The organism is Halorubrum tebenquichense DSM 14210 (genome assembly GCF_000337415.1).
Classification (GTDB): domain Archaea; phylum Halobacteriota; class Halobacteria; order Halobacteriales; family Haloferacaceae; genus Halorubrum; species Halorubrum tebenquichense.
Genome location: NZ_AOJD01000038.1, coordinates 1 through 13,537, shown reverse-complemented (window position 1 = coordinate 13,537; position 13,537 = coordinate 1). Strand labels below are relative to the sequence as shown.

The window sequence follows — 13,537 nt, the reverse complement described above, 5'->3', positions numbered from 1 at the left end:
CGCTCAAGTGTCTCGGCCGCCAACGACGCGTATCGTGAGCGACGCCGACTCCCCCCTCTCGGAGGACCGCCCGACCGTCGACCGCCCCCTCCGCGTCGACGCCCCGTTCGAGCCCGCGGGCGACCAGCCGGAGGCGATCGAGCAGCTGGTCGAGGGGTTCGAGTCGGGCGCGGACAAACAGACGCTGCTCGGCGTCACCGGGTCCGGGAAGACGAACACGGTCTCGTGGGTCGCCGAGGAACTCGATCAGCCCACCCTCGTCTTGGCCCACAACAAGACGCTCGCGGCCCAGCTGTACGAGGAGTTCCGCGAGCTGTTCCCCGACAACGCGGTGGAGTACTTCGTCTCCTACTACGACTACTACCAGCCGGAGGCGTACGTCGAGCAGACGGACACGTTCATCGACAAGGAGATGTCGATAAACGAGGAGATCGACCGCCTCCGCCACTCCGCGACGCGCTCGCTGCTCACCCGGGACGACGTGATCGTGGTCGCAAGCGTCTCCGCCATCTACGGGCTCGGGGACCCCGGGAACTACCGGGACATGGCGCTCCGGCTCGAAGTCGGCGAGGCGGTCGGCCGCGAGGAGCTGCTCACCCGCCTCGTCGACCTGAACTACGAGCGAAACGACGTGGACTTCACGCAGGGCACGTTCCGCGTCCGGGGGGACACCGTCGAGATCTACCCGATGTACGGGCGCTACGCGGTGCGCGTCGAGCTGTGGGGCGAGGAGATCGACCGCATGCTGAAGGTCGACCCGATGCACGGCGAGGTCGTCTCGGAGGAGCCCGCCGTCATGCTCCACCCGGCGGAGCACTACTCGATCCCGGACGACAAGCTCGAACAGGCGGTCGCGGAGATCGAGGACCTGATGGAGAAGCGCGTCAGCTACTTCGAGCGGCAGGGCGACCTCGTGGCCGCCCAGCGCATCGAGGAGCGGACCACCTTCGATCTGGAGATGCTCCGGGAGGCGGGCTACTGCTCGGGGATCGAGAACTACTCGGTCCACATGGACGACCGCGAGTCGGGCGACGCGCCGTACACCTTACTCGACTACTTCCCCGACGACTTCCTCACCGTCGTCGACGAGTCCCACCAGACGATCCCGCAGATCAAAGGCCAGTACGAGGGCGACAAGTCGCGCAAGGACTCGCTGGTCGAGAACGGGTTCCGGCTCCCGACCGCCTACGACAACCGCCCCCTGACGTTCGAGGAGTTCGAGGAGAAGACGGACCGCACCCTCTACGTGTCGGCGACGCCGAGCGACTACGAGCGCGAGACCTCCGACCGGATCGTCGAACAGATCGTCCGCCCGACCCACCTCGTCGACCCGAAGGTGGAGGTGACGGGCGCGACGGGGCAGGTCGACGACCTCTTAGAGCGGGTCGACGACCGCATCGAGCGCGACGAGCGCGTCCTCGTCACCACCCTCACCAAGCGCATGGCCGAGGACCTCACCGAGTACCTCGAAGAGGCGGGCGTCGACGTGGCGTACATGCACGACGAGACGGACACCCTCGAACGCCACGAGATCATCCGCGACCTCCGGCTCGGCAACATCGACGTGCTCGTCGGAATTAACCTCCTCCGCGAGGGGCTCGACATCCCCGAGGTGAGTCTCGTCGCCATCCTCGACGCCGACCAGGAGGGGTTCCTGCGCTCCACGACCACCCTCGTCCAGACGATGGGGCGGGCCGCGCGCAACGTCAACGGCGAGGTCGTCCTCTACGCCGACGATATGACCGACTCGATGCGGGCGGCGATCGACGAGACCCAGCGCCGCCGCGAGATCCAGCTCGAATACAACGAGGAGCACGGCTACGAGGCGACCACCATCGACAAGCCGGTCAGCGAGACGAACCTCCCGGGGTCGAAGACGGACACCTCGAACGTGAGCGTCGGCGACGTGGAGAGCGAAGACGAGGCGAAAGCGCAGATCGAGGCGCTCGAAGACCGGATGGACGAGGCCGCGAGCAACTTAGAGTTCGAGTTGGCGGCCGACATCCGCGACCGGATCGCGGAGCTGCGGCGCGCCTTCGAGATCGACGCGGACGACGACGGCGTTCCGGCACCGGCGATAGACGAGTGAGGATCCGGCACCGGCGATAGACAGGTAGCGCCCGATTCTCAGTCCGCGTCACCGTGACGGCGGGGTTTTTACCTCGGTGCGTCACAATCGGGGATATGTACCGCCGCGCAGTGGTCTCCGGGGCGCTCGCCGTCGCCACTGCCGGGTGCGTCGACCGCCTCCACGACGTCGCCGCCTCCACCCCCCGCGACCTCGGCGTGCGGAGCCGGTACGTCGACGGCAACCCGATGGTCGACAGCCAGAGCGTCCTCGCCCGGCCCGAGGGACTGTTGACACACGCCGCCTCCTTCCGGTCCGCCGCCGCGGCCCGGAGCGCGCTCAAACCCGACGCGACCGAGTCCCGCGAGTTCGTCGACCGCACGGAGTTCGTCGGCGGCGGCGGCGACGCGATCCTCGTGATCGCCCAGCGGCTCACGGTCCCGGAAGTCCAACTCCGCCTCGGCGGGATCAGCCGCACCGGCGACCACTCCCTCCGGATCGCGATCGACCAAGGGGGCGTCCGCGGCGAGGTCGAGACCGACGAGCCGGTCGTCAAGACGCTGCTGTTGCGGCTCACCGACGAGCGCGGGCCCCCCGAGCGGGTGATCGTCGTCATCGGTGACGGGCGCGCCGGAATCACGGTGTGAGGCTCGGGGGTCGGGACTCCGACCACGACTCCGTCCCGCGATCGTTTTGTGGCCGCGTCGCGTTCGACCCTCCATGTCACTCCGCAGTCGACTCCTCGGTCCGGCCCTCCTCGTCGTCGGCGTCGGCGCGCTTGGTCTCGCCGGAACGGTCTCCTCCGGCTTCGTCCCCTCCTCGTCCGCGCCTGACGGAATCGCGTTCGTCACCCCCTCGCCCGTCTCGTCGCTCGCCACTCCCGCGCTCCTCGCGGCCGGTTCGGTCCTGCTCGTCGGCGGTACGGCCGCCGCGGGCGGCACCGACGCCTCCGCCCGCGCCGCGCTGGTCGCGCCTGCGCTCAGTACCGTGGCCGCGTTCGCGTTCGGCGTCGGTCTCTTCCTCGCGCCCGCATCGGTTCCCGAAACAGCGACGAACCCAGCGGCACAGGCGGCGCTCCTCTCCGAACTGCCCGCTCTCCACGTCGCCGGCGCGGTCGTCGGTAGCGCCGTCGCGCCGGTGGTTCAGGCGACGGTCACCGAGGACACGCCGGCGCTACTCGCGGGGTCGATCCTGCTCCTCGCCGCGGTGGCGGTTGGGGCCTCTCACCCACTCTCGCTGGTCACCGGCGGCGTCGGCGGCGCGGCCGCCGTCGGCCTCCTCTGGGCGGTCGACCCCGACCGCTGGCGGCCCTGAATCGAGTCTCCCCGTCTCCCGTCCCGAGCCGCCACCGTCGCGGGCCGGCGATCAGTCCCCCGGCCGCTCGCTCTCGGCCTCCAGTTCGATGTCGCGGTCGGCCTCCCGCTCCTCGTCCGCCTGCCGAGCGAGGTCGACGTCGCGGGCGGTGTCCGAGTCCCGGGTCTCGTCGGTCCGCAGGTCGCTGTCGGCCACGGTGTCGAGCTGTTCGAGCGCGCTCTCGATGTCCTCCAGGCCGAGCAGCTTCTCCGTCTCCTCGTCGAACTCCTTGCCCTCTAACCCCTCCATCTGCTGGACGTCGGAGCCGGAGAGCGCCTTGCCGTAGCGCCCGACGAGGCTGGTGAGTTCCTGCGGCAGGACGAAGGTCGTGGACTCGCCCTTGCCGATCTCTTCGAGGGTCTCCATGCCGCGCTCGATGATGGCGCGCTCGCCCATCGACTCGGCGGAGCGAGCCCGCAACACGGTCGAGATGGCGTCACCCTGCGCTTCGAGGATCTGTGACTGCTTCTCGCCCTGCGCGCGGATGATGTTGGACTGCTTGTCCCCCTCCGCCTGCTCGACCGCGGAGCGGCGTTCCCCCTGCGCTTCGAGGATCATCGCGCGGCGGCGGCGCTCCGCGCCGGTCTGTTGCTCCATCGCGCGCTGGACCTCCTGGGAGGGGCTCACCTCGCGGACCTCGACGGCCTCGACGCGGATCCCCCACTCGTCTGTCGGCTCGTCTAACTCCTCGTTGATCCGGTCGTTGATCAGCTCCCGCTGCGAGAGCGTGTCGTCGAGCTCCATGTCGCCGATGACTGCGCGGAGGGTGGTCTGCGCGAGGTTCGAGACGGCGTTCTTGTAGTCGTCCACTTCGAGGAACGCCTTCTTGGCGTCCATCACCTTGATGTAGACGACCGCGTCCGCGGTCACCGGTGAGTTGTCGCGCGTGATCGCGGACTGGCTCGGCACGTCGATCGTCTGGGTCCGCATGTCGAACGCGTACGTCCGGGAGACGAACGGCGGGATGAGGTGGACGCCGGGCTGGAGGAGTTCCCGGTACTCGCCGAAGACGGTGAGCGCCTCCTTGTCGTAGGCGTCGACGATCTCGACGGCGCTGACGACCGTGACGGCCGCCAGCAGCACCGCGAGCGCCGCGACGCCGTAGACGAGGCTCTGACCGAGGAGGGCGACGCCGACGAGCACCGCGACGCCGAGCGCGAGGTACTGCCAGACCCCGTCCGGGATCTCCTCCAGCAGCTCCTCCAGTTCGGCGGGCTCGCCGCGCGGACCTTGTGTTCCCATACGCGGGGTTACGGCCCGACGCTGTTAACCGTTGGCACGAGACCGGGCCGCGAGCGCGTCGCGTCCGCCGATCCCCCGGTCGGCGACGCGATCTCGGGGTCCCGTCGGCCCGCCCGGACCGGTTCGGCGATGTCCGCGATACCGGAAACGCCGGTACAGGCCGGCCGGCTTTAACTGCGCAGCGACGGAAGGGGAAGCCATGCCAGCAGACGACGGGGACGACGGCCGAAAGTTCAGCACGCGAAGCGTCCACGCCGGCTCGGAGCCGGACCCGACCACCGGTGCCCGCGCGACGCCGATCTACCAGACGACCGCCTACCAGTTCGACGACGCCGACCACGCGGCCGACCTGTTCGCCCTAGAGGAGCCGGGCAACGTCTACTCGCGGCTGATGAACCCGACGAACGCCGCGCTCGAAGAGCGGATCGCCTCGCTGGAGGGCGGCGTCGGCGCGGTGGCGACCGCCTCGGGCATGGCCGCGCTCGACGTGACGACGTTCCTGCTCGCCTCGGCGGGCGACAACGTCGTCTCGTCGTCGGCGCTGTACGGCGGCACCTACACCTACCTCACCCACTCCGTTGAGCGCCGCGGCGTCTCGACGCGGTTCGTCGACCCGCTCGACTACGAGGGGTACGCCGAGGCCATCGACGAGGACACCGCCTACGTCCACCTCGAAACGATCGGGAACCCCGCGCTGGTCACGCCCGACATCCAGCGCATCGCCGACATCGCCCACGACCACGGCGTCCCGCTGTTCGTCGACAACACGTTCGCGACGCCGTACCTCTGCCGGCCGCTGGAGCACGGGGCGGACCTCGTCTGGGAGTCGACGACGAAGTGGCTCACCGGCAACGGCACCACCGTCGGCGGCGTCGTCGTCGACGGCGGCTCGTTCCCGTGGGCCGACCACGCGGAGAAGTACCCGGAGATCGCACAGGACAACCCCGCGTACCACGGGATCAACTTCGCCGAGCGGTTCGGCGACGCCGCGTTCACGTTCGCGGCGGTCACCCGCGGGCTGCGCGACCTGGGCGACCAGCAGTCGCCGTTCGACGCGTGGAACACGCTCCAGCAGACGGAGTCGCTCCCGCTGCGGATGGACCGCCACTGCGAGAACGCGGCGGTCGTCGCCGAGTACCTCGAAGACCACGACGAGGTCGCGTGGGTGAACTACCCCGGCCTGGAGAGCCACGAGACCCACGAGGAGGCGACCGAGTACCTGGAGGGCGGCTACGGCGGGATGCTCACCTTCGGGCTGGAGGCGGGCTACGACGCCGCGCGGGCGACCGTCGAGGAGGCGGACCTCGCCTCGCTGGTCGCGAACGTCGGCGACGCGAAGACGCTCGTCATCCACCCGAGCTCCACGACCCACCAGCAGCTGACCGACGAGGAGAAGGAGACCGCGGGCGTCACCGACGACATGGTGCGACTCTCGGTCGGCATCGAGGACCCCGCGGACATCGTCGCCGACCTGGAAGACGCCATCGAGGCGGCGACGAACTGACGCGCCGCGCCGTCAGTCCCCCGCCTCGAACCCGTCCTCCCACCGGAACGTCCCGTTCCGCTGGACGACCTCGCCGTCGACTTCCATCCGGGAGTCCGCGCTCACGTCGGAGATCATGTCGACGTGGACCGCGCTCTCGTTGCCCGACTCCCCCTCGGGGAGGCAGGCGTCGTAGGCGCGGCCGACCGCGAGGTGGACGGTGTCGCCCATCTTCTCGTCGAAGAGGATCGAGTCCGTGAACCGGTCGATGCCGCGGTTCATCCCGATCCCGAGTTCGCCCAGCCGCCGCGCGCCGGGGTCGGTGTCGAGGACGTTCGCGAGCGCGTCTTCGCCCGCCTCCGCGGAGAAGTCGACGACTTCGCCGTCCTCGAAAGCGAGGTGGACGTTCCGGACGCGCGTCGCGTCGATGGTCATCGGCACGTCGAAGAACACCTCGCCCGCCGTGTCGTACGGCGCGGTGAACACCTCGCCGGAGGGGAGGTTGTGGGAGTCGTACGCGACGGAGGCGGCGGAGTTGACCGCGGTCCGGCCCGCGATCGACATCGTCACGTCGGTGTCGGGGGCGTCGTCGCGCTCGGTGACGATCCGGACCTCGTCGCCGTCGTCGAGGACCGCCTTCATCTCCGCCATCTCGTCGGCCAGCGCCTCCCAGTCGCGGAGGACGGCGTCGTAGACGAACTCCCGGTACTCCTCGTAGGCCATCCCCGCCTGCTGGGCGAGGCTCCGCGTCGGGTGGACCGTCGACACCCAGTCGGTGTCCATCCGCGCCTCGCGGACGCCCTGCCGCGCCGTCGCGTGCGCCCGCCGCGTCGCGCGGTCCACGTCCGCGGTCGCGGTGACGTTGCGCCCGCCGCCGATCCGGAGGTAGGCGTCGGCGGCCTCGAAGAGAGCGCGCTCGACCGCGGGGTCCGAGTCGAAGTCGTCCGCGTCGACCGCGTCGTCCCCCTCGGACTCGACCCTCGCCTCGACGCCCTTCAGGTAGGCTCGGGAGACTTCGTCGGAGCCGTACAGCGTCGTGACGTTCGCCCCCCGCTCGCCGAGCGCCGCGGCGACTGCGACACCCAGCTCGTGGGCGTCCTCGGCGACGCTCACGACGACGTCGTCGCCGGCCTCGACCCGCGCGCTCCAGTCGACGAGCACCTCGGCGTGCTCGCGTACGCGTTCGTCCATATCCGTGGGTCGCGCTCGCCCGGCTAAAACCGATCGACCCGTCGCTCTCGGGTCGGACGCGATCGGCGGAAAGGAAAGTCGGCATCGCGGCGGACAGCAGTCGTTACGAGGAGCCTTCCGGCAGCGCGAACCCGCTGCCGCCCGCGACGATCGCCGCGGCGGCGAGGATCGTCGCGCCGAGGACGACGAACCCGTCGTCCGGGTTGAGGCCGCCGATCGACGCGGCAATGTCGACGACGAAGACGGTGACGAACAGGCTCAACACCGCGAACGCCAACATCACGAAGCCTGCGATCAGCGCACTAGCCAGCGAACCGAACGCGTCGAGAATTCCCATGCCTGTCGAAGGCCCTCGGCCGCACAGAAAATACCCCGGCACTCGGTCAGTCGCTCACTCCAGGTCGAGCAGCGCCGCGACCTCGTCGAGGTACTCGTCGTAGACCCCGACCGCGGACTCGATCGGGTCCGGGGAGGCCATGTCGATGCCGGCGAGTTCGACGACTTCCAGCGGGTAGTCGGAGCCGCCGGCCTTCAGCATCTCGCGGTAGTCGGCGGCCGCGGACTCGCCCTCGTCTAAGACGCGCTCGACGATGGCGGCCGCGGCGGAGATGCCGGTCGCGTACTGGTAGACGTAGAAGTCGTAGTAGAAGTGCGGGATCCGCTGCCACTCGCGCTCGATGCCGCCCGTCAGCTCCGCCGGCGCGTAGTAGTCGCCCTTCAGGTCGGCGTACAGCTCGTCGAGGGCGTCGGGCGTGAGCGCGTCGCCGGCCTCCACGCGCTCGTGAATCCGCTGTTCGAACGCCGCGAACATCGTCTGGCGGAACAGCGTCGAGCGGAAGCGTTCGAGGTACTCGTCGAGGACGTGGGTCCGAAGCTCGTCGTCCTCGACGGTGTCGAGCAGGTGGTGGGTGAGCAGCGTCTCGTTGACGGTGGAGGCGATCTCCGCGACGAAGATCTCGTAGCTCGCGTCGTGCCACGGCTGCGCGTCGCCCGCCAGCTCCGAGTGCATCGAGTGGCCCAGCTCGTGGGCCAGGGTGTACATCGAGGCGATGTCGTCCTGGTAGTTCATCATGATGTACGGCTGGGTGTCGTAGGTTCCCGAGGAGAACGCGCCCGAGCGCTTCCCGCGGTTCTCGTACACGTCGACCCACCGCGAGTCGAGGCCCTCGGCCATGCGCTCCTGGTACGCGTCGCCGAGCGGCGCGACCGCCTCTATCACCCACTCGCGGGCCTGCTCGTACTCCACGTCGGGACCCTGATCGCCCGTCAGCGACATGTAGAGGTCGTGGCTCTGAAGCTGGTCGACGCCGAGCGCCTCGGCCTTCAGGTCGGCGTGCCGGTGGAGCACGTCGAGGTTGTCGTCGACGGTGTCGACGAGGGTGTCGTACACCTCGACGGGGACGTTCGAGCCGTCGAGCGCGGCGGCGCGCGCGGAGTCGTAGTCCCGGATCTCGGCGCTCGCGACGTGTTCGCGGACGGCCTTCTCCAAGGAGGTGCCGACCGTGTTGCGCACGTCGGCCCACTCGTCGTAGAACGTCTCGTGGACGCGCTCGCGGAACTCGCGGTCCGGGTTCGTCTGGAGCTTGGTGAAGTTCGCCTGCGTGATCTCCACGTCCTCCCCGTCGGGGTCCTCGACGACGCCGTAGGTCATGTCGGCGTTCGTCAGCATCGAGTAGATCTCGCTCGGCGCGTCGGTGACCTCCGACAGGTCGGCGAGCACCTCCTCGACCTCGCTTGACCGCGTGTGCGGCTTCTTTCGCAACACGTCGTCGAAGTAGTGCTCGTACTCGGCGAGGTCGGGCTCCTCGTCGACGAACGCCGCCACGTCCCCGTCCGTCAGCGACTGTAGCTCCGGTTCGAGGTAGGAGATCGCGCTCGACGCCTCGGAGCCGAGCGACGACGCCCGCGCGGACATCGCCTGATACTCCTGATTCCGCGTGTCCTCGGCGCTGCGGAGCCGGGCGTACGTGGTCACCTGCTGGAGCTCGCGGAAGATCTCCTCGCGCAGCTCGAGCAGTTCGAGCAGGGTCGCGGCGTCCTCGGTCGCGCGCCCCTCGTAGTCGCGGAGCTCGTCGATCCGGTCAGCGACGGTCTCGCGGGCCGCCTCCCACGCCTCGTCGTCGGCGTAGATGCCCTCCAAGTCCCACTTGTACTCGGCGTCGATCTCGGACCGCTCGGGAACCGAACTCATACCAGTCGAGTCGGACTCCCGCACACTAAGCCTTGGCAAACCCCGCGCGGCGGACCGATAGGCGTGCGACGCGTCACCGCGTCACTCGGTGTCGCCGCCCACCCACTCCGCGAGGTCGACGACGAGGACGAGCGCGTCCTCGCCGTCGGGGTAGTACCCGCCGACACGCCGGATCGGGTCGAACCCCTCGTCGGCGTACAGCGACCGGGCGGGGTCGTTCCCCTCGCGCACCTCCAGTCGGGCGACGGCCACGCCGGTCGCGCGGAGGCGGGCCAGCGCCGACCGGAGGAGGGTCCGGCCGATCCCCTCCCCGCGGGCGTCGGGGTGGACGGCGAGGTCTTTGATATGGCCGATGTCGCGGCCGTGGTTCGGCGTCCGGTCGGCGACCACGAACCCGACGACCGCGCCCGCCCGCTCCGCCACGAGGAACGCCGACTCGCCGAGCAGCCGCTCGAAGGCGTCGTGCGGCCACGGGTCCGCGAAGCAGGCGCGCTCGATCCGGACCACCGCGAGGAGGTCCGCGCGCTCGGCCTGTCGGATCGTCACGTCGGCGGCGCTCACGGGTCGGTTTACGGCCCGCGGGGAATAAGCGCGCCGGGTTCCTCCTACCCATCGATCCACGGCTCGTCCGGGTCGGCGTCGGCCGGCCCGGGAGCGCGCACCTCGAAGCACGCGCCCGCCGGCGGGCGGAGTCGACGCCCGTCGGGGAGACCAATCGGACCCTCGGACTCGCAGCGGAGCGTCACCTCCCAGCCGTGGGACTCGACGACCTCGCGGACGATGTCCAGCCCGTACCCCGTTCCGTCCGCCCGCGTGGTGAACCCCGAGTCGAACACCGACTCCCGGTCATCGGGGTCGACGCCGGTCCCGTCGTCGGCGACGAGGAACCCCCCGTCGGTCGCGGTCACGAGGACGGTGAGCGCTTCGTCGTCGGCGTCGCCGTCGGCGGCGTCGGCTCCGTCGCCGTCGGTCGTGGCGTCCTCGGCCGGCGTTTCGTCGGTCCGGGCGTCGTCGGCCACGACCCCGTCCCCGTCGGTCGCGTCCGGCTTCGCGTGTTCGGTCGCGTTGCGGAACAGGTTCTCCAAGGCCTGCCGCACCCGGCCGCGGTCGCCGTACACCCGGGCGTCGCGGGCGACGGCCAGCTCCGCGTCGTCGTCGCCCTCGGCGGCGGTCTCCCAGGCCTCGTGCGCGACGCTCGCCAGCCCGAACTCGGTCGGCTCGTCCATCCCCGTCCCCTGTCGCGCGAGCGTGAGCAGCTCGGAGACGAGCTGGTCGATCCGGTCGACCGCCCGCTCGCCGCGTTCGAGGGGGTCCGTCTCGCCGCGCAGCCGTGCCATCTCGATGGAGCCGCGGATCACGGACAGCGGGTTCCGAAGGTCGTGCGAGACGATGCTCGCGAAGCGGTCGAGCCGCTCGTTCCGGTCGGTGAGCCGGCGCTCGCGGGCCTTCCGCTCGCTCACGTCGCGGGAGTTGACGAGCAGTTCGCCGACGGGGCTGTCGGCCGGCAGCGATCGGGTGCGCGACTCCAGCCACACCCAGTCGCCGTCGGCGGTGCGGTAGCGGTACTCCAAGGTCGGTGCCGCCTCCGGCTCGTTGAGCGCGCGGTAGAACCGCTCAGTCACCCGATCGCGGTCGTCCGGGTGGACGTACCCGAGCGGCGACCGTCCGACGGTCGAGCCCTGCTCGTAGCCGAGCACCTCCTCGACGGACGGGCTCTCGTAGACGACGAGCCCGTCCCCGTCGACGACGGTGACGAGGTCGCTCCCGTACTCCAGGAAGGCGCGGTAGCGCTCCGGGAAGGTGCGGTCGACGTCGACGCGCCGGACGGTGACGACCCGTCCGCCGAACTCCTCGGCCAGCTCCTCGTCGACGACGGACTCGACCCAGGCGTACCCGCCGCTCGCGCGCCGGATCCGGTGGGTGACCGTCCGCGTCGCGGCGACCGCCGACAGCGCCTCCGCGACCGGATCGCGGTCGCTCGGGTGGACGCGGTCGAGGAGGTCGCTCCCGACGAGTGCCTCGCGCTCCACGCCGACGACGTCAGGCACCGACGGCCCGGCGAACAGCACCTCCCCGTCGACGGCGACGGCGAGGAGGAAGCGGTCGGCCTCACGGGGGCGCGACGCGCCGCCCGCGGGCGTCGTGCCGGCGTCTCCCTCTCCCGACGCCCGACCGGAACCGGCGGAGGCGCTCGGAGGCTCGTCGGTCCCGGCGCGTTCCGCCGGAGGCACGGCCCCGTCTCGGGCGTCGGCGGGCGCGCCGGCCGCGGTTCGGTCGTCCGTGTCGGGGACCTCTCCCTCGTCGCCGCCGGGGCCGGGCGTCGACGTGTCGGATGGGCGGAGCGTCACTGTCAGTTCTACCGACGGTACGGACGCGGGATGATAAAGCTGCGCGCCGCCGGAATCAGTCGTGATAACTGCGGCGCGGAGCGCCTCGGCGCGTCACACGTCGTCGACGACGGTCCCGTCCGCCCACGCGGCCTCGAAGCCGTCGCGGACGCGGGCCGCGAACCCGCGGTCGCGCAGGTCGAGCATGCCGAACAGCCGGTCGGGCGCGAGCGGGTCGGCCACCTCCAGACACACCTCCTCGCCGTCGATGAGGTAGAAGTTCCCGTACGCGTCCTCCGCGATCCGGAGTTCGAACGGCCCCTGCGCGATCGTCAGCGTCGCCCGGTCCGCGTCGACCGCGGCGCGCGCGTCGTCGAACACGTCCGGCGAGAGCGGCACGGAGACGTCGACGCCGCTCCGGATCGCGCCGAGGAGCCGGTCGAGCAGCTCCGGCCCCTCGCGGTCGACGTCGAACTGCGCCGACACGTCGGTGGCGACGACGACGATCGACTCCTCGGCGGCGTCGATCCGCCCGAAGCGCAGGTCGAGGGAGTCGTCCGCCCCGACCGCGGCGGTCCAGAACTCGTCGTCCGTCGTCTCGGCGTCCGCCAACCGGTCTATCAGATCTGATTTCCCCGACTCGCACGTCTCGATCCGCTGCCGCAGCTCCCGCCGTTTCGTCTCGACCGGCCGGTCGACGACGACCGCGGCCCGGCGGAGCGCCCGCGGACCGACGGCGGGGCGGACGCGGCGGTCGACCCCGAGGCCGACGCCTTCGAGTGGCAGACCGCCCCGGAGCCGCCCGAGGACGACCCGAGTCAGAAGCGTTAAACGCTCGCCGCGGATACGCGGTCGTGAGGGCGCGTAGCTCAGCGGACAGAGCACTTGGTTCCGGACCAAGATGCCGCGGGTTCAAATCCCGTCGCGCCCGTGTCGCTGCATTACGTTTCTGAAACACAGGACGGCGTAGACTTCCTTATAAAGAAGCCCACCATCCGGCGGATCAAGTTCGTAATGCCACATCACGGGGGTCGCTTCCGTCTGGCGATTCACAGTGAACCAAGACCATTGCTCATGCATTAATAATTGACACGGTGAGGTTCTATTCGATCGGCTCTAGATCTTTATTGAGCTGAGGATGGCTTATTTACTCCAAGAGTACGAATGTCCTCCTGTACTTGCTCAATAATTGGGGGAATAAGGATTACATGTGTTCGTAGAAGGGCCTCTGTCAGGTGAATAGTCAAAAATGAATGTCTCTGTATCTGATTTGAAGCAGTTTGTAAGTGGTGTGGCAACCTGATTGTTAGCTGTGACTTTTGCTGTTTGATTAGTAGGGGTTATTCTGGGATATGCCGTTTTTTGTGTCTCTGCTGAGACTACAAACTGTTTCTAAGTACGTTAGCCGTAATCAAGCAGATATCCTTGCTATCGTTTCTGAGGACGTTGAGACCAACATTCAGTTAGAAACGTTGATAATTCATCTTGGTTTGGAGAACGTCAAATACGAACCCGAACAGTTCCCTGGCGTAATCTATCATCCACCAGAAACCCCACTGTCAATCTGATATTCTCAATTGGGAACGCAATTATTATAGTAGTTACTAGAAATAATTACTCACTTTTGGAATCGAGAGCTGATCAAGAGCACTGTCGATCGCTGTTGTAAGTTCGTCGAGTGA

The 13,537-nt window shown here is 69.1% G+C and carries 12 protein-coding genes and 1 tRNA gene; 6 read left to right on the top strand and 7 right to left on the bottom strand.

The features are described from left to right. The first annotated feature begins 34 nt into the window (after positions 1-34). From uvrB to C472_RS06660, 3 genes are all read left to right on the top strand, one after another. The gene (uvrB, locus tag C472_RS06670) at positions 35-2,089 is read left to right on the top strand and encodes an excinuclease ABC subunit UvrB (RefSeq protein ID WP_006629050.1); all 2,055 of its coding nucleotides are present in this window, start codon (positions 35-37) and stop codon (positions 2,087-2,089) included. 95 nt (positions 2,090-2,184) lie between these two features. Further along, the gene (locus C472_RS06665) at positions 2,185-2,715 is read left to right on the top strand and encodes a hypothetical protein (protein WP_006629049.1); all 531 of its coding nucleotides are present in this window, start codon (positions 2,185-2,187) and stop codon (positions 2,713-2,715) included. 73 nt (positions 2,716-2,788) lie between these two features. Beyond that, positions 2,789-3,382 carry a hypothetical protein gene (locus C472_RS06660; RefSeq protein ID WP_006629048.1) on the top strand — a complete coding sequence of 198 codons (594 nt, stop codon included), beginning with the start codon at positions 2,789-2,791 and terminating at the stop codon, positions 3,380-3,382. Positions 3,383-3,433: 51 nt separating this feature from the next. On the opposite strand, the gene C472_RS06655 is transcribed toward C472_RS06660, so the two are convergent. Beyond that, positions 3,434-4,663, bottom strand: a complete 1,230-nt coding sequence (locus C472_RS06655; RefSeq protein ID WP_006629047.1) for an SPFH domain-containing protein — start codon at positions 4,661-4,663, stop codon at positions 3,434-3,436. Positions 4,664-4,862: 199 nt separating this feature from the next. Here C472_RS06655 and C472_RS06650 point away from each other — a divergent pair, with 199 nt between their 5' ends. Further along, the gene (locus C472_RS06650; protein WP_006629046.1) at positions 4,863-6,167 is read left to right on the top strand and encodes an O-acetylhomoserine aminocarboxypropyltransferase/cysteine synthase family protein; all 1,305 of its coding nucleotides are present in this window, start codon (positions 4,863-4,865) and stop codon (positions 6,165-6,167) included. 12 nt (positions 6,168-6,179) lie between these two features. On the opposite strand, the gene C472_RS06645 is transcribed toward C472_RS06650, so the two are convergent. The 6 genes from C472_RS06645 to C472_RS16305 all read right to left on the bottom strand — a co-directional run bounded on the left by C472_RS06645 (position 6,180) and on the right by C472_RS16305 (position 12,740). After that, positions 6,180-7,337 carry an aminopeptidase gene (locus tag C472_RS06645; RefSeq protein WP_006629045.1) on the bottom strand — a complete coding sequence of 386 codons (1,158 nt, stop codon included), beginning with the start codon at positions 7,335-7,337 and terminating at the stop codon, positions 6,180-6,182. A 103-nt stretch (positions 7,338-7,440) separates the two neighbouring features. Next, the gene (locus tag C472_RS06640) at positions 7,441-7,674 is read right to left on the bottom strand and encodes a hypothetical protein (protein ID WP_006629044.1); all 234 of its coding nucleotides are present in this window, start codon (positions 7,672-7,674) and stop codon (positions 7,441-7,443) included. A gap of 54 nt (positions 7,675-7,728) precedes the next feature. Beyond that, positions 7,729-9,528 (bottom strand): oligoendopeptidase F, encoded by a 1,800-nt coding sequence (pepF, locus tag C472_RS06635; RefSeq protein ID WP_006629043.1) that lies wholly within the window; start codon positions 9,526-9,528, stop codon positions 7,729-7,731. Between the two features lie 81 nt (positions 9,529-9,609). Next, entirely contained in the window at positions 9,610-10,089 is a 480-nt protein-coding gene (gene rimI / locus C472_RS06630) for a ribosomal protein S18-alanine N-acetyltransferase (RefSeq protein WP_006629042.1), read from the bottom strand. 44 nt (positions 10,090-10,133) lie between these two features. Continuing rightward, positions 10,134-11,876 carry a PAS domain-containing protein gene (locus tag C472_RS06625; protein WP_006629041.1) on the bottom strand — a complete coding sequence of 581 codons (1,743 nt, stop codon included), beginning with the start codon at positions 11,874-11,876 and terminating at the stop codon, positions 10,134-10,136. A 93-nt stretch (positions 11,877-11,969) separates the two neighbouring features. Then, on the bottom strand, positions 11,970-12,740 hold the full coding sequence (locus tag C472_RS16305; RefSeq protein ID WP_006629040.1) for a DUF7436 family protein: 771 nt from the start codon (positions 12,738-12,740) through the stop codon (positions 11,970-11,972). Here C472_RS16305 and C472_RS06620 point away from each other — a divergent pair. Together C472_RS06620 and C472_RS18125 are read left to right on the top strand one after the other, a co-directional pair. Further along, a tRNA-Arg gene (locus tag C472_RS06620) sits at positions 12,714-12,786 on the top strand. The two genes, C472_RS16305 and C472_RS06620, sit on opposite strands and share 27 nt — an antisense overlap. A gap of 421 nt (positions 12,787-13,207) precedes the next feature. After that, on the top strand, positions 13,208-13,423 hold the full coding sequence (locus C472_RS18125; protein ID WP_082238243.1) for a hypothetical protein: 216 nt from the start codon (positions 13,208-13,210) through the stop codon (positions 13,421-13,423). Positions 13,424-13,537 lie beyond the last annotated feature (114 nt).